This window comes from Limosilactobacillus reuteri subsp. porcinus, from assembly GCF_036621895.1.
Taxonomy (GTDB): Bacteria; Bacillota; Bacilli; order Lactobacillales; family Lactobacillaceae; genus Limosilactobacillus; species Limosilactobacillus reuteri_J.
Genome location: NZ_LN887441.1, coordinates 1 through 19,359, shown reverse-complemented (window position 1 = coordinate 19,359; position 19,359 = coordinate 1). Strand labels below are relative to the sequence as shown.

Here is a 19,359-nt window from a genome sequence, read left to right as displayed (position 1 = left end):
AATTTTTACGATTAGCTGATCAGCTAATGCTTGGTGAGTTTGACGACCACCATTACTCCCCACAAGCGGTTATTTATAAGGCTCGAGATTTAATGAATGATGGCACCCTGATCCCAAAGTCGGTTGTAACTTTATATCAATGGATTAATGAGGGTGTGCTTCGTACGTCCAATTTAGACCTCTTTGAAAAACCTAAACGTAAGCATCATCGAACTCATCCGCAAGCTAAAAGGTGCTTAGGGCCTAATATTGCTCAACGACCTCAAACTGCGGACCAACGGTCCGAAATTGGCCATTGGGAACTAGATACAGTTCAGGGACAGAAAAACGGTAATGACAGTGTTGTACTAGTAATGACTGATCGCCTTTCACGAGTTAATATCACGAGTAAAATTGCTGGTAAAACTGCGCAATGCAGTAAATCAGTTCTTTATAAATTTACGCCAGAAAATGGGCACAGATGCTTACTATCGCATCTTTAAGACAATAACCTCTGACAACGGTTCAGAATTTAGTGAGTTAACACAAGTTCACGATCATGTTTTCTATGCTGATCCGTATTCCCCTTGGGAACGTGGATCCAATGAGATCAATAACCGGTTTCTCCGCAAGGAGATTACCAAAGGTGAAGCTATAAATAACTATAGTAGTGCTCAGATCATAGCGACTAATGATTGGATGAATCACTATCCACGAGCTATGTTTAATGGACATTCGTCAATGGATATCTATCGTAAGGCCTTCTACCAAGAGATATCACAGCTCCATCAACCAATAATCAATTGGTCAGTATTATTTATTTGAGTCCAGTGGCTAACTTATTCTTGAAATTTAGGAAACCGCGAAAAATAAAATATTAAAAAATTCAGGCTAGAAAATTCTAACCTGAATTTTTTAATATGGAATTTCGTTAAATCGCTGATCGCCCTCAGTTATTTGAAGTTGGTCGTTAAAACGATTAATGAGCTTCTCTTTGACATCTTTTAAGTCCGTTTCGTTTACGTAAATACTTGTTTCAACATTAACCCCGTATTCCTCACTAGCAACCTCAAGATTGTTCTCCTTGAGGTAGTAAAGAAGGGGATCGTGAAGAGCATAGGTAACAGTGATTTTTAGAATTGCTTGCTTGATCCGTTGGACGAGACCAGCCTGGTGGATTGCTTCAGTAGTTGTATTGCTATATGCCCGGATGAGACCACCTGCGCCTAGCTTAATCCCGCCGAAATAACGGGTAACCACTGCTACGACATTGTGGATCTTTGCAAGTTTAAGCGATTCAAGGATCGGAATTCCCGCAGTTCCGCTTGGCTCGCCATTATCACTTTCTCGCTGGATCTGGTCGTTGTCACCAATCATGTATGCAAAACAATTGTGAGTAGCTTTTTTATTAGCTGCTTGAATACTGGCAATAAACTGTTGAGCTTCTTCTTCTGAGGAGACACGGGCAATGGAACAAATAAATCGTGATTTTTTAATCGTTTGCTCATAAGTAGTGTTTCTGGCAATTGTTAAATATGGTTCTGTCATTTTTAAACTTCCTTCGTGCGATTTTGATTAATTTACGTATATATAAAGTAGGAGGTGAATAATGGATCTAGACAATTATTATGGACGGCGCGTGTTAGTTCCGCGTCATGAGGTGATACAAGCGGGAATTCAAGAACTGCCAACGATCAGGATTGACGCTGCTAGTATTAGGTGCTATCGCTGCAATCATGTCACAGAAAAATCATTGGGTGCTTTGCCGCGAGGTGAGTTCTATTGTCCACGTTGCATTAATCTTGGACGTGTTTCAACGTTAAATAAATTTTATCATGTTCCAGAGCCAAATCAATTTACGGTTACCGAACCCGTATTAACCTGGAAAGGGAAATTATCGCCTCTTCAGCAACAAGCTTCAGAAAAAATTTCCCGGGGAATGGCTTACCATGTCCAACAATTATTATGGGCAGTTACAGGGGCTGGAAAAACTGAGATGATGTTTGCAGGTATTGCGGCAGCTATTGTACGTGGTGAGAGAATTGGAATAGCTTCTCCACGAGTAGATGTTTGTTTAGAATTATTTCCCCGTTTAAAAGCTGCCTTTGCTAATTGTGATATTGCTCTTTTGCATGGTCGACAAGAATTACCTTATCATTATGCCCAACTGACTATTTGCACAACCCATCAATTGCTTCGGTTCTATCATGCTTTTGATAATTTAATTATTGATGAAGTAGATGCCTTTCCGTATACTGCGAATACTTCGTTATTATATGCAACAAGGCAAGCAATAAAAAAGAACGGAGGGTGTCTTTACTTAACCGCGACTCCAGGAGATACTTTGCTGCGAGAAATTAAAAGTAAACGATTAGTTGTTAATTATTTACCTCTTCGTTATCATGGGCATTTACTTCCACAAATAAAAGTTAGATTAGCTTTTGGATGGCGGCGACGTTTAGAACGTCAGCAATTACCCCCGCAAGTTATTCAACAGTTGCAGGAAACGCTAAAGGAAGACCATCGCTTTTTGCTATTTATTCCTCATATTGCAGATTTAGCATTGGTTGAAGCTGCATTACGGCATTCTTTTACAACTTTCCGCTTTGCTACTGTCCATGCAAGTGATCCAGAACGATTAGAAAAAGTCCAAAAAATGCGTGATGGTGATTACGACTTTTTAGTTACGACTTCTATTCTTGAACGGGGAGTCACTTTTCCAGAAATTGATGTCTATGTTTTGGGTGCCGATGATCCAGTCTTTTCTTCATCCGCATTAGTGCAAATTGCTGGCCGAGCTGGACGCGCGCAAAGTCGACCAACTGGGCGGGTTATTTTTTGGATCAATTGTAATTGTCGACAAGTTAATCAAGCTGTTTCTCAGGTGAAGTACTTGAATCGGAAAGGTCAAAGGTTGATAGATGGAGTGTCTTTTGTGCAATAAAAGGATATCTTTCCAACTAACTTTGAAAGATATTTTTAGCTTTCGCGAAATTATCACGCCAGTAGTCTGCACTAAATGCAAGGAAAGTTTTGTACACTGGAATGATCACGGATGCGCAGGATGTGGTAGAAACAATACTGGTAAAAATAGTTCCTTATGTGCAGACTGTCAGACATGGGAAAAGCTTTATGGTTGGCACTTGCATCATCGAGGATTATATCGGTATAACGAGGCGATGAAAGAATATATGCAACGTTATAAATTTAATGGCGATTACCGTTTATGCGTGGTATTTCAGCGTGAACTTAGTAAAGTGGTTAATGAACAGAAAGCAGATTTAATTGTCCCGATTCCAGTAACGTCGACAACGATGCAAACGCGTGGCTTTAATCAAGTTATTGGTCTATTACGCGAAGTACCTTACCAATCAATCTTAGGAACTAGGGCGAGTTCAAAAGTAGCGCAATCAAGCAAGACAAAAGAAGAAAGACCTACAACTAAGCAACCATTTATACTTAAATCTCCAGAAGAAGTAATTAATAAACGGATCCTTTTAGTTGATGATGTCTATACTACAGGAAGGACGTTGTACCATGTAGCAGTACTTTTTAAACAAGCTGGCTGTAAAGAGATTGGTAGCGTTTCACTAGCACGTTAAATTCTTCTTAAGATGCATTAATAAAGTTTGTTAATTAATACAAACTAATCTATAATAAAAATAGGATATGAGAAGAGTGGTCCTTCTGATATCAGATCAAGCAATTGCTTGGCTGAAAGGAGAGAAGTACAATGTTAAAGTTCAATATTCGTGGTGAAAATGTCGAAGTTACTGAGTCAATTCGTGATTACGTTGTAAAGCGAATCAGCAAGCTTCAAAAGTTCTTTGAAGATAGTGTTGAAGCTACCGCCCACGTGAACTTAAAAGTTTATCCAAACCGGACGTATAAGGTTGAAGTAACAATTCCACTTCCATACCTAACGTTGCGGGCAGAAGAGACTTCTAATGATATGTATGGAAGTATTGACTTAGTTACTGATAAGCTTGAACGGCAAATCCGGAAGTACAAGACGAAGGTTAACCGTAAGTCACGTGAAAAGGGCTTAAAGAACCTTGAATTCATCCCATCTGATAATGATGGAACAGATGGACAAGATGATGAATTAAAGATTGTACGGACGAAGCAAGTTTCATTAAAGCCAATGGATCCTGAAGAAGCTGTCCTTCAAATGGATATGCTTGGACACAATTTCTTTATCTTCCAAGATGCTGAAACTAATGGTACAAGCATTGTTTACCGTCGTAATGATGGTCGTTATGGCTTGATTGAAGCTGAATAGTCAATGCCAATATGAAGAGCGCGGATGAGAAATCATTGGCGCTTTTTGTATCTTATAACTTATAGCCACCTTGTAATATCCATACTAATAATTTTTATTTATACCATGAACGTGGTAAAATATTATGGTTAGAGTAAAAAATATAATTGGCTTGAGTAGTACTTTTTTATTGATTTTGGACTTAAGCCAGAAAGTAGGAAGGACGCTTTTATGGCCAATATTCTAAAAAAATGGATTGAAAGCGATCGTCGTGAATTACGGCGAATTAACAAAATAGCAAATAAAGTCGAGAGTTATGCTAAACAAATGTCTGAACTAACTGATGAACAGCTTCAGGCAAAAACTGATGAATTTCGGGAACGTTATAAAAAAGGTGAATCCTTGGATCATATGTTGCCAGAAGCATTCGCAGTTTCTCGTGAAGGGGCTAAGCGGGTCCTAGGACTTTACCCATTCCATGTCCAAGTCATGGGGGGGATTGTTCTCCACGAAGGTAATATTGCGGAAATGCGGACTGGTGAAGGTAAGACATTAACTGCCACAATGCCGGTTTACCTTAATGCGATCTCCGGAAAAGGTGTTCATGTTATTACTGTTAATGAATACTTGTCAAAGCGTGATGCTACCGAAATGGGACAGCTTTATAATTGGCTTGGATGTTCTGTTGGTATTAACAACTCAGAAATGAGCCCTGATCAAAAACGAGAAGCATATAAAGCTGATATTATGTATTCCACTAATAGTGAAATTGGATTTGATTACCTTCGTGACAACATGGCTGTTTACAAAGAAGACCAAGTCCAACGTGGTTTAAACTATGCTTTAGTTGATGAAGTGGATTCAATTTTAATTGATGAAGCGCGGACACCATTAATCATTTCAGGCCCAGGAACGGGAACTTCTAAGTTGTACAAACAGACTGATCGGTTTGTTAAGCAGTTAAAGAAAGATGTTGATTACAAGATTGATCTTGAATCAAAGACGGTTTCGTTAACTGATGAAGGAATTAAAAAGGCTGAAAAATACTTTAACTTAAAGAACTTATATGATCCGGAAAATACTGCGCTGACCCACCACTTGGATCAGGCGTTGCGTGCTAACTACATCATGCTTTTGGATAAGGATTATGTGGTTCAAGATGGTGAAGTGTTAATTGTTGATTCCTTTACTGGACGTGTAATGGAAGGTCGCCGTTTCTCTGATGGCCTTCACCAAGCTATTGAAGCCAAAGAAGGCGTAGAAATTCAAGAAGAAAACAAGACAATGGCTAACATTACATACCAGAACTTATTCCGGATGTATAACAAACTGGCGGGGATGACTGGTACCGCTAAAACTGAACAAGAAGAATTCCGTGAAATTTACAACATGGAAACTATTACTATCCCAACTAACCGTCCAGTTCAGCGAAAAGATGAGCCTGACTTGCTTTATCCAACGTTACAAAGTAAGTTTGCAGCTGTTGTCGATCGGATTAAGAAACTTCATGCCAAAGGACAACCTATCTTAGTTGGGACGGTTGCCGTTGAAACTTCTGAATACTTGTCTCAACTTCTTGATAAAGAGAACATTCCGCATGTTGTTTTAAATGCTAAAAATCACGCCAAGGAAGCGGAAATTGTTAAAAATGCTGGTCAAAAAGGTGCAGTAACTATCGCTACCAACATGGCAGGACGGGGGACAGATATTAAATTAGGCCCTGGCGTTCGTGAAATTGGCGGACTAGCAGTTATTGGTACTGAACGACATGAATCACGGCGGATTGATAATCAGCTTCGTGGACGTTCTGGACGGCAAGGTGATCCTGGTCTATCACAATTCTATCTGTCGCTTGAAGATGATTTGATGAAGCGGTTTGGTGGGGACCGGATCAAGGCCTTCTTGGACCGGATGAAAGTTAATGATGAAGATGCCGTCATTAAAAGTCGGTTCTTAACTCACCAGGTTGAATCAGCTCAAAAGCGGGTTGAAGGTAACAACTACGATTCACGAAAGAACGTTCTTCAATATGATGATGTTATGCGTGAACAGCGTGAAATTATCTATAAAGAGCGGCAACAAATTATCACTGAAGATAAGTCGCTGAAGTGGGTTCTTATGCCAATGTTTAGACGGACAATCCAGCGTGAAGTTGATCAGCATACCCTTGGTGACAAGAAGGATTGGGATTTACAAGGAATTGTTGACTTTGCAGAAGAAGTCTTAATCAAACCTGATACGATCACAGTTAAGGATCTGGAAGGTAAATCACCTCAAGAAATGGTCGATTACTTGATGACATTTGCCCAGGGAGTTTATAAGGAAAAGCAAAAACAACTTTATGATCCAGCACAGATGCTTGAATTTGAAAAGGTTGTTATTTTGCGGGTGGTTGACTCACACTGGACTGATCACATTGATATCATGGACCAATTCCGGCAGTCAGTTGGATTACGTGGATATGGACAATTAAATCCATTGGTTGAATACCAAACTGCTGGTTACCATATGTTTGAACAAATGATTGCTGATATTGAGTATGAAACTACTCGACTCTTCATGAAGTCAGAAATTCGGCAAAACGTAACACGTTAATTGTTAATTACTACTAGGTACGGCAGTAAGGTAACCCATGGCGGTACCGCTGCCGTATTGTTGTATAACGGAGGTTTGAGTGTGGAATTAAATGAAGCAAAAAAACAAGTAGAATCAATGCAAAAAGAAGTTACGCACTTCGGGAGGTCTCTTTGACTTAGATGCACTAGATGAGCGCATTGCAGAAATTGAACAAGAGATGGCTCAACCAGACTTTTGGAATAATAATGAGCAGGCACAGAAGGTCATTGCGGAAAATAATATTTTAAAAGAAAAACGGGATACCTTTGTGAATTTACGTAATCAGATTAGCGATCTTGAAACGTCGCTTGAATTGCTCGCGGTCGAACCGGACGATGATTTACAAAAAGATTTCGAAGCATCATTTACAAATACACAAAAGGCTTTAGAACAGTATCGATTAACGCAACTTCTTGATGGGGAGTATGACGCTAAAAATGCTATCTTAGAAATTCATCCGGGAGCAGGTGGTACTGAAGCCCAAGATTGGGGTGAAATGCTTCTACGGATGTATATTCGTTGGGGTGAACAGCATGGTTTCTCCGTTGAAACAGCGAGTTATGAAGCCGGTGATGAAGCGGGTATCAAGAGTGTTACGCTGCTAATTAAAGGGCATAATGCGTTTGGTTATCTTCGTAGTGAAAAGGGAGTCCATCGGCTTGTTCGTATTTCCCCATTTGATGCGGCTGGTCGGCGTCATACATCATTTGCTTCGGTTGACGTAATGCCAGAGTTGGATGATAGTGTTGAGGTTGATATTGATCCATCAGATTTACGAGTTGATACTTTCCGGTCTAGTGGTGCTGGTGGTCAGCATATTAATAAAACGGAATCTGCTGTTCGGATTACGCATATTCCAACCGGGATTGTAACTTCTTCTCAAGCTGAACGATCCCAACTCCAAAACCGAGTGACTGCAATGAATATGTTAAAATCAAAGTTGTATGAACTGGAAGAAGAAAAGAAAGCCAAAAAACGGGCGGAAATTGAGGGCGAACAACTTGATATCGGTTGGGGTTCTCAAATTCGTTCATATGTTTTTCACCCATATACCCTAGTCAAGGATAATCGAACGGGTTATGAAACTCATAATGGGCAAGCTGTAATGGACGGGGACCTTGATCCATTTATTGATGCTTTCCTACAGTGGAAACTTAGTCAAAAGAATCCTCAATAAGTTATTTAGTTTGGAAGGAAGTGAGTAAAGTGCGCGAAAGTCAACATAAAAGATTAACTCGCTCGGGATCAGATCGAATGATAGCTGGTGTATTTGGCGGAATTGGCCAGTACTTTAAGATTCAGCCAAATATTTTACGTATTTTATATGTCTTACTGACTATTTTTACCGGTTTTGTTCCAGGTATTATTATCTATATTATTTTGGTAATAATAATGCCTGCTGATCCGCAAAATCCCGATTTACTAGGATTTTTAAAGTCCTTCAGTGAATCACAAAAAACATCTCAACAGCCTCACCAACGTTCTCGGCGGACTTTAACGAATGTCGAGGAAAAAGACATTAAAAGAAATGGAAGATCATAATGGAATTTTGGAAACGAGTATTGATTGATACAATCCTTTTTATTGCCCTTGCTGGTTTATTTGCCGGAACAGGGATGTTTTATATCACAAGTGCTTGGATTGCACCATTGGCAAGTTTTGTTTTAGCAATTTTGAACGTTGCTATTAAGCCAATTTTAGTAATTTTATCGTTGCCGATTAATATTTTGACCCTGGGTCTTTTTAGTGTTGTAATTAATGGAATTATGCTACAACTAACATCGATGCTTGTCGGGTCGGCAAACTTTCATTTTTCGTCATTTGGTTCTGCAATGTTGATTGCGATTATTATGGCAATTTTCAATGCAGTTATTACAAGTCACGAGGATAGATTGTAAAGGAGTGGAGAAAATGCCAAACAATGTAACGGTGCAAGAATTAGTTGATAAGGTCCGATTAAAAGTCTTACAAGGAGAGGATTATCTCCAACGTAAGATAACAACTAGTGACATTTCACGGCCAGCACTTGAATTTGCGGGATATTTCAAGCATTACCCCGCAGCACGGATTCAGCTGTTAGGAATCACGGAAACTTCATTTGCTAAAGACTTAACTCATGAGCAACGTGAGGAGTACATGACAAAAATGTGTATGCCACAAACACCATGTTTTGTTATCTCAACTAATCTGCCAATTCCTAAGGAGCTAAAGAAGGCGGCTGAAGATGCGAAAATTCCAATCTTAGGAACGCATTTAACCTCTTCTCAAATATTAAGTAACATGACTTCTTACTTGCTTGAACGTTTGGCACCACGAAAATCTCTCCATGGTGTATTAGTTGATATCAGTGGGGTTGGAGTGCTTATTACCGGTGATTCAGGAGTAGGTAAGAGTGAAACAGCTTTGGAACTTGTTCGTCGTGGGCACCGACTGATTGCTGATGATCGGGTAGAAGTTTACGCTCGTGACGAACAGACCTTGGTAGGGACTGCTCCACAAATTTTAAAACACTTAATGGAAATTCGTGGGATTGGGATTATTGATGTCTCTACGCTTTATGGAACAGGAGCAATTATGCCTTCTGATCAAATCAGTTTAATTGTACATCTTGAAACGTGGACTCCAGATGTACAATTTGATCGTCTTGGTGATCGTGGAGATACTCAAACAATTCAAGGCGTTATTGTGCCTAAAGTTTCTGTCCCGGTTAAAACTGGTCGTAATTTAGCGATTATTATTGAATCAGCTGCAATGAATTATCGGGCCGAGACAATGGGCTATGATGCGACTGAAACATTTGATCGAAACCTTAACCAGTTGATTAAGCAGAATTCAGAACGTGATAGTAAAAATAACAAGGGGTCGGCAAACTAGATGATTAATCCAGGAATAAAAGCCGCTTTAAACCCAATTGCTTTCCAAGCTGGTCCATTTACTATTCACTGGTATGGCGTCATTATTGCTAGTGGGGTAGTTTTAGCTCTTTTATTAGCCGTTTGTGAAGGAAAGCGAGAGGGAATTTCTGAAGATGATTTTTATGATTATCTTTTATGGGCGCTCCCAATTGCGATAATTTGCGCACGAATTTACTATGTAGTATTTCAGTGGAGCTATTATTCTCAGCATCCAAGCGAGATTATTGCTATCTGGGATGGTGGAATTGCGATATATGGAGCGATTTTAGGAGGCTTTATTGTTTTACTTGTCTTTTGCCATTACCGTCATTTATCTAGTTGGCTGATGATGGACATCATTGCCCCAACCCTTATTATGGCTCAAGGAATTGGCCGGTGGGGTAACTTTATGAATCAAGAGGCATTTGGTGATATTACGACACGGGCGCATTTAATGGCTCAGCATATTCCAAATTGGATAATAAACCAAATGTATATTGGTGGGCACTATCGAATTCCAACATTCTTATATGAGTCACTATGGGATTTAACTGGCTTTGCATTACTAATGTTACTTCGTCATCGCAAACATTTATTTCGTCGTGGTGAAATTTTCTTAACCTATGTAATGTGGTATGCATTTGGACGTTTCTTTATTGAAGGTATGCGGACTGATAGTTTAATGCTCGGAAATATTCGCATTTCACAGTTACTTTCTGTAGTGTTTTTTGTTAGTGCATTAGTAATACTAATAGTTCGACGTCATAAAAATATTCCGTGGTATGGTAACGGAATAAACAAAAATTAATTGAATTGGATAAGGAGAAAGAATTATGGCAGAAAAAATTGCTGTTTTAGGTGCTGGTTCGTGGGGCAGTGTTTTAGCAAACATGCTTACAGAAAATGGCCACGATGTTACATTATGGTCTCGTAATGAGGAACAAGTTAAGCAATTCAATACTGAACATACAAATCCTCGCTATATGAAAGACTTTGTTTATTCTACTAAATTAACAGCAACAACAGACATGAAAGAAGCTGTTAAGGGTGTCAGCGTGATACTAATTGTGATTCCAACAAAGGGTCTTCGTGAGGTTGCTAAGAAATTAAACACAATTTTGACTGAATTACACCAAAAACCGTTAATTATTCACGCAACGAAAGGCCTAGAACAAAATACATATAAGCGGCCATCAGAAATGCTTAGTGAAGATATTTCTCCTGAAAATCGTCAGGCAATTGTTGTTTTATCAGGTCCGAGTCATGCTGAAGATGTGGCAATTAAAGATATGACAGCTGTAACTGCAGCTTGTGAAGACCTAACTAGTGCTAAAAAGGCGCAGAAGCTATTTAGTAATTCTTATTTCCGTGTTTATACTAACGACGATGTGATTGGTGCGGAATTTGGAGCAGCCTTAAAGAATATTATTGCAATTGGTGCTGGAGCTATCCAAGGCCTTGGCTACCATGATAATGCACGAGCAGCTTTGATTACTCGTGGGCTTGCAGAAATTCGTCGGCTGGGGGTTGCTTTTGGTGCTAACCCAATGACTTTTATTGGCCTTTCTGGTGTTGGTGACCTTGTTGTTACTGCTACCAGTAAAAATTCTCGAAATTGGCGTGCTGGCTATCAATTGGGACAAGGAAAAAAGCTTCAAGATGTAATTGATAATATGGGAATGGTTATCGAAGGGGTCTATACCACCAAGGCCGCTTATGAATTAAGTCGTAAACGGCAAGTACAGATGCCAATTACCGAAGCTCTTTACCGTGTTTTGTATGAAGGTGAAGATATCAAAACTGCAATTTCTCAGTTAATGGACCGAGATCTTACTTCAGAAAACGAATAAATATGGTAAAATGCTAGAGGATGGATATTGAGAGAAATTGAAACATGGAAAGGGTTTTACAAGTATGAAACGTGTTAGAAAAGCCATTATTCCTGCTGCTGGTTTAGGAACTCGTTTTCTTCCTGCAACAAAGGCATTGGCAAAGGAAATGTTACCAATTGTTGATAAGCCAACAATTCAATTTATCGTTGAAGAAGCGCGCAAATCAGGAATTGAAGATATTGTTGTTGTTGATGGAAAGAATAAGCGGTCTATTGAAGACCACTTTGACTCTAATCCAGAGTTGGAAGATAATCTTCGTTCAAAGCACAAGGACGAGATGTTAAAGATGGTTGAAGAAACAACTGATGTTAATATTTACTTCATTCGTCAATCTCACCCACGTGGTTTAGGGGACGCTGTTTTAACTGCTCGTGATTTTATCGGGGATGAACCGTTTGTTGTTATGCTTGGGGATGACCTTAATAACATTAACAACAAGAATGAAGCTTTAACGAAGCAATTAATTGAAAGTTATAACCAAACTGGCGCATCTACTCTTGCAGTTATGCGGGTTCCGCATGAAGACACTGCAAAGTATGGTGTAATTAACCCTAGCAAGGAAGTTACGCCAGGACTTTATAACGTAACTAGCTTCGTTGAAAAACCAGCTCCTAAAGACGCACCAAGTGATTTAGCAATTATTGGTCGGTATGTCTTTACTCCAGAAATCTTTGATGTATTAGCAAAGACTAAGCCAGGTAAGGGCGGCGAAATTCAATTAACTGATGCAATTGATACTTTGAACCAAACTCAACGGGTATTCGCTCGTGAATACAAGGGTGACCGTTACGATGTTGGTAATAAGTTCGGCTGGGTTAAGACAAACATTGAATATGGTTTGGAACACCCACAAGTTAAAGAAGAATTGCGTGAATACATTAAGGAATTAGGCGCAAAGCTTGCTGCTGAAGATAAGCAAAATAATTCTAAGAAGTAAGACTAGCATTGGCCTTTAAAAAATAAACCTTCAAGATTCGTTATAGGGATCTTGAAGGTTTATTTTTTACATATCTTCAACAACTACATATTCCATATCAAGTGGGCCGTGAACACCAACAATTAACACCATTTCAATATCACCAGAATTGGATGGGCCGGTAATAAAGTTGATGTTTGATGTTTGTAAACTACCATCCTGAATTGCCTTTTGATAATAATCCATTGCTTGCCGTGAACGTGGTAAAATTTTGCTTTTTGGCACAATAGCTAGGTAATGAGTTGGAAGAAAATGAAACATCCGTCCTTGTTGTGGGTAGGTCGCAACTGTTACGGTCCCTGACTCAGCTAATAGAAAGTCCGCAAAGCCAATTGCTCCATCACTGTTATTTGCATTTACAATGTTTTGCCGCCCAAATTCAGGTTCCCAATAGTAAATAGGATCTACTCGTAAATTATCTTGCCATTTCCCCAATGAATAATCTTGCCATTTTTCTTCATCAAAGGAGGGAAGCATTAGACTTTTAATCTCCTTTTCTTGGATAAAATCATTAAGAGTGTGGCCAAGATCGGCTGATTTAACAACATGGAAATCAACATGAACTTCTTCGCTATTTTTGCGTGCAAGTTCAAGAAGTTCATCTTGGCTTTTTCCAGCAAGGGTAGTTTCTGGAAGATTATTAACGGGGATAAATGGATCTTCACCAAGCGTATGGCGAGGACGATTGGCAGCCTTTGCAATTCGATTTAAGAAGTCTTCTTGATTTTTAGCGGTATTTGCTTCTTGTAAGTAATCAGTCATTTTCTTGCTCCTCCTCTTCTTCGTAATGACGATACCAATGCCGGAAGTTTTGGTGGTACTTTGGTGGAACAGCAAGATCACGAACATCTACCCAGCCATGAGCTAGTTTAGGAGCAATTGCGGGAAGGTGGTTAATTTTACCATCTGGATAAAGGTTCTTAATGTCTTCAGGAGTTGTCTTCTTGCCAAATGGCTCAAGAGCAATATGAGCAAATCGCATTGCATCATTAAAGAGCGTAGGGGAGCTCGTACCTTTACCAACTGCCTTCAAAAGAGCATTCGAAGGACTGTGATCTAAATGAAGTTCATCCATTTCTACATAACGGTGATGACGGATTAACTCATGAAGGGGAATTTTAACAGGACAAGTTTCCGTGCAAGCAGCACATAAACTACATGCATATGGCAATTCCTTGAATTCTTGATAACCGCCTAAAATCGGCGAAAGAACTTCACCCATTGGTCCAGGATAAATCGATCCATATCCCTTTCCACCGACTTGCCGGTAAACGGGGCAAACGTTTAAGCAAGAACCACAACGAATACATTGCAGCATTGGTTCAAAGTCAGTGTTAAGCATCTTAGAACGACCATTATCGACTATTACAACATAGAAGTCATCTGGTCCATCTGCTTCATCCGCTTCTTTACCTTTTGAGAAAGTACAGTAACTAGTTAGTTTTTGACCAACTGCACTTCGACATAAAACATTGTCAAGGACTTCTGCTTCTTTCAAACTTGGCACAATTCGTTCCATCCCCATGACTACAACCTGGGTTTTAGGAATGGCCATACTAATATCGGCATTTCCTTCGTTGGTAACAAGGTTAATCATTCCATTATCAGCAATCGCAAAGTTACAGCCAGTAATGCCAAAGTCTGCTTGCATAAAGTAATTACGGAGATAGTGACGGACAAACCTAGCCATATGTTCAGGATCATTGTCACCGTCATAGCCAAGCTTTTCAAATACTTTTTGAATTTGATTGCGGTTTTTATGCAGCGTGGGGAAAACAATATGTGTTGGTTCATCCCAATTATCTTCTTGCAAAATAAATTCAGCTAAATCTGTTTCCATTAATGAAAGTCCGGGGATTGTGAGTAATTCTTTATCCAATCCAATTTCAGTAGTCACCATTGACTTAGATTTAACAACATGATGAACGTTTTTCTTGATTGCCAATTGTTTGATAAAGGCACTTGCTTCGTTACCATCCTTGGCAAAGAAAACATGACCACCATTTTTTTGAACATTATCGCTGAATTCTTCAAGGTAATCCGGGAGATGCTTAATGACGTGTTGACGAATTTCAGCAGAAAGATCACGCCAGCCTTCCCAGTGTCCTAATTGACGCCGTGCTTCAGTTCGTTTTTGAAATTGAGCGTCTTGTGCTTTAGCAACCGATGCCCGCATAAATTTATCGGCTTCTGCGTCTTTAATTCGTTCAGTAAAAGGCTTATCGCTTGTGGCTATTCCCATCTAAAACACCCCGTTTCCGTTTGCTGGTACCATTACATGATCCGTATCTTTGACATAAGTGATTCGGCTAGTATCAACGTTATGATTAAGGACCTCAGCAATGTGCATAATTGTAATATGAGAGCCATCACGGCGACGGTTAATTCGTCCACCAATATTCATTAAACATGTTTGCTCGCAAGCAATAAGAATATGTGCTTTCGTCTTCAAAACATTATTTGCTTTATCATCAACCATCGCTTCAGAGAGAAGGGGTTCTTTAGCAGAGAATGTTCCACCAAAGCCACAACATAATTGAATGTTATGAAGGGGAATAAGCTCAAGTCCTTTAACATGTTCAAGTAGAACGATGGGGGCTGTCCGTTCACCAAGAAGACGGGTCATGTGGCAAGAACGGTGAAAGGTTGCTGTATCATCTAGTTCTGCACCACAATCAAGAATACCGAGAACCCGGTAAATAAATTGCGTTAGTTCAAAAGATTTATCATAAAGGATTTGCGCTTTCTTCGAATACTCTGGATCATCTTTGAAAATGTTCTTGTATTCATGAAGCATGGCAACACATGATCCAGAAGGCCCAACAATATAATCGGCGTCAATACTTAAAAGGGCATCGAGTTGATTTTTAAATGTAGCAATTGTTTCACGATCATAACCGCTATTATAAGTTGGTTGTCCGCAGCAAATTTGTTTATCGGGGAAAAATGTTTCGCAGCCAAAACGTTGGAGAAGTTCAACCGTTGCCTTTCCGACATCTGGATAAAGCAGATCAACAATACAAGTAGAAAAAATACAGACTTTCATACATGCGTGCATTAATTGGATGCACTTCGCCTCCTTAAAAATCGAAAAAATATAATTGCTTATCATAATAAGTATAACTCAAATATGATAATATTAGAGTTGAAAACGATTTAATTATTTGAAACTAATATATAAAATCATAATATTGATTATAGTTCGACAAGAATATTACTATTAAAAAGTAAGCAAAATGATAGACAAAAAGATCCAAAGTCTGTATGATATGGATAGTAAAAAAATTGTTCGAGGAGGAAGAGAGAAATGGCTGAAAATAAGCAATATGATGTTGTAATCATCGGTGCTGGGCCAGGTGGAATGACCGCAGCGATGTATGCATCACGAGCAAACCTATCTGTCTTGATGCTTGATCGTGGAATTTACGGCGGAAACTTGAATAATACTGCTGAAATTGAAAATTACACAGGATTCAAGAGTGTGAAGGGCCCTGAACTTGCCCAACAAATGTATGAAGGTGCAACTCAGTTTGGCGCAGAATATGCTTATGGAACAGTAACTAAAGTAGAACTTGATGGTGACTTAAAGAAGATCACTACTGACATGGATGAAACATATACTGCAAAGGCGGTTGTTATCGCTACTGGATCTGATCAGCGCCACCTCAATGTTCCAGGAGAAGAAGAATTTGGTGGCCGTGGTGTTTCATACTGTGCGGTTTGTGATGGAGCCTTCTTTAAGGGAAAGCATTTAATCGTTGTTGGCGGTGGTGATGCAGCTGTTGAAGAGGGAGTTTACTTAACGCAATTAGCCTCCAAAGTAACAGTGCTTGTTCGTCGTGATGAGCTCCGGGCTGAACCAATTATTCAAGCAGAAGCGATGAATAATGACAAGATTGAGTTTGTTTATAACACTAGTGTGACTGAAATTGTTGGGGATGATATTAAAGTAACAGGTGTTAAAACTCATAATAATAAGACTGGTGAAGATGGTGAAATGGCTGCAGATGGTGTCTTCATTTATGTTGGTAATTTCCCAAAGACCGCTGCTTTTAAGAATTTAGATATTCTTGATGATCAAGGCTGGGTAAAGACTGATGAGCGAATGCGGACAGCAGTACCAGGTATTTTTGCCATTGGGGACGTTCGTGAAACACCATTACGACAGGTTGCAACAGCTGTTGGTGATGGAGCGATTGCTGGCCAGCAAGTTTATCAATACATTAAATCGATGGATTAATAAAAAGGTGTTAGAGAAAAGCTCTAGCATCTTTTTTTATTTAGTGGTATAGTTTTGATTAAAATTTAGTTAGAAAAGGAGGACGATTACCATTGGAAAATGATGAAAAAATAAAACTATTACAGAAGTTAATTCAGATTGATACAGTAAATGGTAACGAAAAGGACGAAGCAAGTTATATTAAAAGGACCTTAGAAGATCATCATATTTCCTGTGAATTAGTTCCTTTTGCACCCAACCGCACCAATTTAATTGCGGAGATTGGTGATGAAAAGGGGCCGGTACTCGCTCTTTCTGGACATTTAGATACGGTAGCTGCAGGTGATTTCCAAAAATGGACATATCCACCATTTGCTGGCCAATTAGTAGACGGTAAAATCTATGGTCGGGGAGCAGTTGATATGAAGTCGGGATTGGCAGCCATGGTGGGTGCTTTAATTGAGCTTAAAGAAGCAGGTTTGCCAAAACATGGAAAGGTTCGCTTGATTGCCACTGTTGATGAAGAAGTTGGTGGTCAAGGTTCTCTTGAAATGACTGATAAAGGGTACGTTCATGATGTTGATGTGATGGTAATTGGGGAAGCAACTACTGGCCAAATTGAATATGCTCACTGTGGCTCTTTTGATTATATTGTTGAGTCTTATGGAAAATTGGCTCATAGTTCGCAACCAGAATTGGGAATTAATGCTGTTACAAATCTAGTGAAATTTATCAATAAAGAATCACGGGCGTTTGACGATGCAGCAGTAAGTCCCACCCTAGGAAAATTAATTCATAGTGTGACTGTCTTTCATGGTGGAGAGCAGTTAAATTCAATTCCTGATTACGCATATTTGAAGGGGAATGTTCGCACGATTCCAGAATGTGATAATCGGGAAACAGGAAAAAGACTACAATCAATCATTGATGAGTTAAACAAGGAGACAGGGGTTGAATTAAAACTAAAGATAGTTGCTAGTTTTATGCCAGTGGTTACAAATAAGCAAGATCGCTTCATTGCACTTGCTCAAACGGCAATTAAAAAGGTTAGCGGCAGGCAACCGGATGTAGTGATTTCTCATGGGGCAACGGATGCATCCCGCTATGTTTTAGACAATCACAATTTTCCAATAATTGAATACGGACCAGGGATTGAAAAGTTATCACACCAAATTGATGAACGTATTGCGCTTGATGATTATTTAACGGCTCAGCAAGCTTACGTTGAAATTGCTAAACAATATTTGAATAATACTAAAGACGATGAACAGGCTAGTAGTTAAGCATGACCGTACAGAGACTCCAGCTGGTGGAAAAGGAGCTTTTATGCTAATGAATCACACCTGGGAGTAAAGATTTTTTGACTGAAAGAAGAATCCGGGAGTCACCCGTTATCACAAAGAGTTTCGTCGCAAATGACTGAACTTAATGAGGCAGTTGCTGTGAGGTAGCTGTGAAAAAAGGTGGCACCACGCATACTAAATACGTCCTTTGAAGATTTATTCTTCAGAGGGCGTTTTTTTGATAAAGGAGAAGATACGTATGAAGAAAAAGATAATTAATTTCGGATTAGTTTTAATATTGCTTTTACCTTTAATTGTTTTTGCAAGTGGCTTTAAGATTCAAAATGAGAATTACCGGGCAAACCACACAGATACGTGGGAAAGAATAAAGAAGCGGGGAACATTACTTATCGGGGTTGATGATACCTTTGTTCCGATGGATTTTCGAAAAAGGAACGGTCAATTGGTTGGTTATGATGTTGATTTATCTCGCGCAGTTGCGAAAGTTTTAGGATTAAAAGCTGATTTTCAGTCAATTGATTGGTCAATGAAGGAAACCGAATTAAAAAATGGCACAATTGATTGTATTTGGAACGGTTATACAGCTACTCCTTCCCGACAAAAACGAATTGCATTTAGCAGAGTTTATGAGCTATCTGGCCAATCATTAGTGGTACGAAAAGATAGTAAAATTAAAAATTTCGCGGATATGAAAGGAAAGATATTGGGAATTCAAGAAAGCTCAACTGCTCAAACTGATTTTGACAAATATCCCCAAGTATTGAAGAGACTAGTTAAAGGACAGAAGCCAATTCTTTATCAAGATAACTCGAGTGCTTTCATGGATCTGCAAGCAGGCCGCACACAAGGAGTACTTGCCGGGACTGTCTATGCCGGCTATTATGCGACCCACATTGCAAATAATAATAATTATAAATTGATTTCAGCATCTGCTTATCCTGCAGACCGGGTTGCGATTGGAATGAGGAAGGGGGACCGGACGCTTATTAATAAAATTAACTATGCTCTTGGGGTTCTTCAAAAAGATGGTACCTTACGACGGATTAATAAAAAATGGCTAGGAATTAATAGTAATTATCTGGGACCGGTTGCTGAATTTCGAAAATCCAACAATAATCGTTAATGATTTGTTAAAATTTTATATAACAAGGACTAAGTCATGTGGTAATAAGTCAAGATGTAATTATCACTGACTAGCTTGTCTTGACCAGATTTTGG

The 19,359-nt window shown here is 39.2% G+C and carries 18 protein-coding genes and 1 pseudogene; 15 read left to right on the top strand and 4 right to left on the bottom strand.

Annotated features, from left to right (window positions below; all coding sequences use genetic code 11):
• A pseudogene (locus tag AACL61_RS07130) lies at nucleotides 1–804 on the top strand (IS30 family transposase); the annotation flags it as partial.
• Between the two features lie 90 nt (nucleotides 805–894).
• Here the strand turns inward: AACL61_RS07130 and AACL61_RS07125 are convergent.
• Nucleotides 895–1,527, bottom strand: a complete 633-nt coding sequence (locus tag AACL61_RS07125; RefSeq protein WP_102816422.1) for a YigZ family protein — start codon at nucleotides 1,525–1,527, stop codon at nucleotides 895–897.
• Nucleotides 1,528–1,588: 61 nt separating this feature from the next.
• On the opposite strand from AACL61_RS07125, the gene AACL61_RS07120 reads away from it, so the two are divergent.
• The 11 genes from AACL61_RS07120 to galU all read left to right on the top strand — a co-directional run bounded on the left by AACL61_RS07120 (nucleotide 1,589) and on the right by galU (nucleotide 12,579).
• Nucleotides 1,589–2,923 carry an ATP-dependent helicase ComFA gene (locus AACL61_RS07120; protein ID WP_339111178.1) on the top strand — a complete coding sequence of 445 codons (1,335 nt, stop codon included), beginning with the start codon at nucleotides 1,589–1,591 and terminating at the stop codon, nucleotides 2,921–2,923.
• Nucleotides 2,924–3,158: 235 nt separating this feature from the next.
• Nucleotides 3,159–3,581 carry a ComF family protein gene (locus tag AACL61_RS07115; RefSeq protein ID WP_339111177.1) on the top strand — a complete coding sequence of 141 codons (423 nt, stop codon included), beginning with the start codon at nucleotides 3,159–3,161 and terminating at the stop codon, nucleotides 3,579–3,581.
• Nucleotides 3,582–3,712: 131 nt separating this feature from the next.
• A complete protein-coding gene (gene hpf / locus AACL61_RS07110; RefSeq protein ID WP_003667436.1) occupies nucleotides 3,713–4,261 on the top strand; it encodes a ribosome hibernation-promoting factor, HPF/YfiA family in 549 nt (182 codons plus the stop codon).
• A gap of 210 nt (nucleotides 4,262–4,471) precedes the next feature.
• Nucleotides 4,472–6,835, top strand: coding sequence for a preprotein translocase subunit SecA (gene secA, locus AACL61_RS07105; protein ID WP_142499368.1), 2,364 nt, complete (start codon nucleotides 4,472–4,474; stop codon nucleotides 6,833–6,835).
• A gap of 81 nt (nucleotides 6,836–6,916) precedes the next feature.
• Nucleotides 6,917–8,033 (top strand): peptide chain release factor 2 gene (gene prfB, locus AACL61_RS07100; RefSeq protein WP_191982126.1). Its coding sequence is split into 2 segments (ribosomal slippage): nucleotides 6,917–6,988 and nucleotides 6,990–8,033, totalling 1,116 coding nucleotides; the frame shifts between segments, so codons are not numbered across the junction.
• A 29-nt stretch (nucleotides 8,034–8,062) separates the two neighbouring features.
• Nucleotides 8,063–8,398, top strand: coding sequence for a PspC domain-containing protein (locus tag AACL61_RS07095; protein WP_003676272.1), 336 nt, complete (start codon nucleotides 8,063–8,065; stop codon nucleotides 8,396–8,398).
• Nucleotides 8,398–8,754: a phage holin family protein gene (locus AACL61_RS07090; protein WP_003670462.1), complete on the top strand. Its 357-nt coding sequence runs from the start codon at nucleotides 8,398–8,400 to the stop codon at nucleotides 8,752–8,754. The genes AACL61_RS07095 and AACL61_RS07090 overlap by 1 nt, the downstream gene beginning before the upstream one ends.
• A 13-nt stretch (nucleotides 8,755–8,767) precedes the next feature.
• Entirely contained in the window at nucleotides 8,768–9,730 is a 963-nt protein-coding gene (hprK, locus tag AACL61_RS07085; protein WP_003666394.1) for an HPr(Ser) kinase/phosphatase, read from the top strand.
• Complete coding sequence (gene lgt, locus AACL61_RS07080; RefSeq protein WP_102816416.1) at nucleotides 9,731–10,558, top strand: prolipoprotein diacylglyceryl transferase; 828 nt, start codon at nucleotides 9,731–9,733, stop codon at nucleotides 10,556–10,558. It abuts the gene before it with no gap.
• A 25-nt stretch (nucleotides 10,559–10,583) separates the two neighbouring features.
• Complete coding sequence (locus tag AACL61_RS07075; RefSeq protein ID WP_142499365.1) at nucleotides 10,584–11,600, top strand: NAD(P)H-dependent glycerol-3-phosphate dehydrogenase; 1,017 nt, start codon at nucleotides 10,584–10,586, stop codon at nucleotides 11,598–11,600.
• Nucleotides 11,601–11,664: 64 nt separating this feature from the next.
• Nucleotides 11,665–12,579, top strand: coding sequence for a UTP--glucose-1-phosphate uridylyltransferase GalU (gene galU, locus AACL61_RS07070; protein ID WP_003666398.1), 915 nt, complete (start codon nucleotides 11,665–11,667; stop codon nucleotides 12,577–12,579).
• A gap of 66 nt (nucleotides 12,580–12,645) precedes the next feature.
• Here the strand turns inward: galU and AACL61_RS07065 are convergent, their stop codons facing one another.
• From AACL61_RS07065 to AACL61_RS07055, 3 genes are read right to left on the bottom strand one after another with little or no spacing between them, the layout of a single operon-like run.
• Nucleotides 12,646–13,380 (bottom strand): LutC/YkgG family protein, encoded by a 735-nt coding sequence (locus tag AACL61_RS07065; RefSeq protein WP_102816414.1) that lies wholly within the window; start codon nucleotides 13,378–13,380, stop codon nucleotides 12,646–12,648.
• Nucleotides 13,373–14,860 (bottom strand): LutB/LldF family L-lactate oxidation iron-sulfur protein, encoded by a 1,488-nt coding sequence (locus AACL61_RS07060; protein WP_102816413.1) that lies wholly within the window; start codon nucleotides 14,858–14,860, stop codon nucleotides 13,373–13,375. Before AACL61_RS07060 ends, AACL61_RS07065 begins: the two co-directional genes overlap by 8 nt.
• On the bottom strand, nucleotides 14,861–15,664 hold the full coding sequence (locus AACL61_RS07055) for a (Fe-S)-binding protein (protein ID WP_172616828.1): 804 nt from the start codon (nucleotides 15,662–15,664) through the stop codon (nucleotides 14,861–14,863). It lies immediately after the preceding gene.
• A 261-nt stretch (nucleotides 15,665–15,925) separates the two neighbouring features.
• On the opposite strand from AACL61_RS07055, the gene trxB reads away from it, so the two are divergent.
• The 3 genes from trxB to AACL61_RS07040 all read left to right on the top strand — a co-directional run bounded on the left by trxB (nucleotide 15,926) and on the right by AACL61_RS07040 (nucleotide 19,264).
• Nucleotides 15,926–16,858, top strand: coding sequence for a thioredoxin-disulfide reductase (gene trxB, locus AACL61_RS07050; protein WP_003670453.1), 933 nt, complete (start codon nucleotides 15,926–15,928; stop codon nucleotides 16,856–16,858).
• 92 nt (nucleotides 16,859–16,950) lie between these two features.
• Entirely contained in the window at nucleotides 16,951–18,120 is a 1,170-nt protein-coding gene (locus AACL61_RS07045) for an ArgE/DapE family deacylase (protein WP_003670452.1), read from the top strand.
• 259 nt (nucleotides 18,121–18,379) lie between these two features.
• Entirely contained in the window at nucleotides 18,380–19,264 is an 885-nt protein-coding gene (locus AACL61_RS07040) for an amino acid ABC transporter substrate-binding protein (protein ID WP_102816412.1), read from the top strand.
• The last annotated feature ends 95 nt before the right edge of the window (nucleotides 19,265–19,359 follow it).